Origin of the sequence: Acidiplasma aeolicum, assembly GCF_001402945.1 — an archaeon.
GTDB lineage: Archaea > Thermoplasmatota > Thermoplasmata > Thermoplasmatales > Thermoplasmataceae > Acidiplasma > Acidiplasma aeolicum.
Window position 1 is genome coordinate 1 of the sequence record NZ_LKBG01000176.1, and the last position, 823, is coordinate 823.

The 823-nt window shown below is 25.0% G+C and carries 1 protein-coding gene; it reads left to right on the forward strand.

What is annotated here, in order from left to right; genetic code table 11:
* Positions 1 to 40 precede the first annotated feature (40 nt).
* A partial coding sequence (locus AOG54_RS04150) for an IS5 family transposase (protein ID WP_156324197.1) occupies positions 41 to 823 on the forward strand: 783 nt, incomplete at its 3' end.

Here is an 823-nt window from a genome sequence, read left to right on the forward strand (position 1 = left end):
TAATTATAGAAAAAATTATTCTAAAAAATATATTAATGCAATGAATGATTTCCTTGATATTAATATATTTAATAATTGGAATGAACTATTAAAAGAAAACAATTATAATAAAAAGGGAAGACCATTTAAGATTCCTGGAATAATAATACTATATTTAGCAAAATTAAGGGAATTAAGAGGGATTTCATTCAGGCAGTTAGAAACAGAATTGCATAATCTATCAAAAATATTTAAATTCCCGAAAATATCATTTACATCAATATATAGAAGAATTAGAAAAATAATTCCTGAAATAGAAAATGATAATAATAATGTACTAGCAGCAATAGATTCATCAGGATTTAAGATAACATTAAGAGGAGATTACTTAGAAAATAAATGGCATAGAAAAAGAAAGGGATGGCTCAAATTACATGCTATTATAAACATTAATAATTTTAATATTATAGATTATTCAATTACAAATGAACATAATAATGATGCAAAGGAAGGTATAAAAATAATAAAAAGAATTAAGAATAAAATAAAGAAATTATATGGTGATAAGGGTTATGATTCCAAGGCTATTTACAATGAGTTAGAGGATAAGGCTATAATACCTCCAAGGAAGAATGCAGTTACATTATCAAAGGGCTCTATTTATAGAGCTAAAATAACAAGATTCATTAGAAGATTCAGTGAAGGATCATGGAAGATTAATAATAATTATAGATTGAGGTGGAATGTAGAAATATACTTCTCTGGAATAAAGAGATTATTTGGTGAAACAATAAGGGCTGTAAAGCCTGAGAATATTGTACAGGAAATGATGTTAAAGGTTTAT